Genomic DNA, 1,022 nt, shown 5'->3' with positions numbered 1-1,022 from the left:
GTCAAACGGGTAGTGGATTACAACGTAAAAGTTCGTGTGAAGAGCGACGGCACGGGCGTCGACATCGCGAACGTGAAGATGTCGATGAATCCGTTCGACGAGATCGCGGTGGAAGAGGCGGTGCGTCTGAAGGAAGCGGGCGTGGCGACGGAGGTGATCGCGGTGTCGGCAGGGGTTGCGCAGTCGCAGGAGACGCTGCGCACGGCGCTGGCGATCGGCGCGGATCGCGCGATCCTGATCGAGTCGGACGACGAGTTGCAGCCGCTGGCGGTGGCCAAGCTGCTCAAGGCCATCGTCGAGAAGGAGCAGCCGCAACTGGTGATCCTGGGCAAGCAGGCGATCGACGACGATTCCAACCAGACGGGTCAGATGCTCGCGGCGCTCACGAAGCTGCCGCAGGCGACGTTCGCCTCGAAGGTGACGGTGGCGGACAATCGTGCGCAGGTCACGCGCGAAGTGGACGGCGGGCTCGAGACGATTTCGTTGTCGCTGCCGGCGGTGATCACGACGGACCTGCGCCTGAACGAGCCGCGTTATGTGACGCTGCCCAACATCATGAAGGCGAAGAAGAAGCCGCTGGAGACGCTCAAGCCGGCGGATCTCGGGGTGGATGTGAGCCCGCGCCTGAAGACGCTGAAGGTGGCCGAGCCGCCCAAGCGCAGCGCGGGGGTGAAGGTGGCGGACGTGGCAACGCTCGTCGAGAAGCTCAAGACCGAAGCCAAGGTCATCTAAGGGAGACGACGAGACATGAGCAATCTGGCGAAAGTTTTGGTTGTGGCTGAACACGACAACAACACGATTAAGGCCGCAACTCTGAACACCGTAGCAGCCGCGCTGCAATGCGGCGACGACGTGCACGTGCTGGTCGCGGGGTCGAACGCGAAAGCCGCCGCTGACGCGGCTGCGCAGATCGCGGGCGTGAAGAAGGTGCTGCTGGCGGATGCGCCGTACTTCGGCGAGGGCCTTGCCGAGAACATCGCAGACGAAGTGGTGTCGATCGCGGGCAACTACTCGCATATCCT

General features: G+C 63.5%; 2 protein-coding genes. Both read left to right on the top strand.

All coding sequences use genetic code 11. From position 1 onward, the window contains the following. Positions 1-732 (top strand): electron transfer flavoprotein subunit beta/FixA family protein (locus PAN31108_RS26225; RefSeq protein WP_246184161.1); only part of this gene is annotated, 732 nt, incomplete at its 5' end. A 15-nt stretch (positions 733-747) separates the two neighbouring features. Next, a partial coding sequence (locus tag PAN31108_RS26220; protein ID WP_503124999.1) for an adenine nucleotide alpha hydrolase family protein occupies positions 748-1,022 on the top strand: 275 nt, incomplete at its 3' end.

Origin of the sequence: Pandoraea anhela (assembly GCF_902459655.1) — a bacterium.
GTDB classification, from domain to species: Bacteria; Pseudomonadota; Gammaproteobacteria; order Burkholderiales; family Burkholderiaceae; genus Pandoraea; species Pandoraea anhela.
Note: the sequence above shows the minus strand (reverse complement) of the source record. Positions and strands in the feature narration are given on the sequence as shown.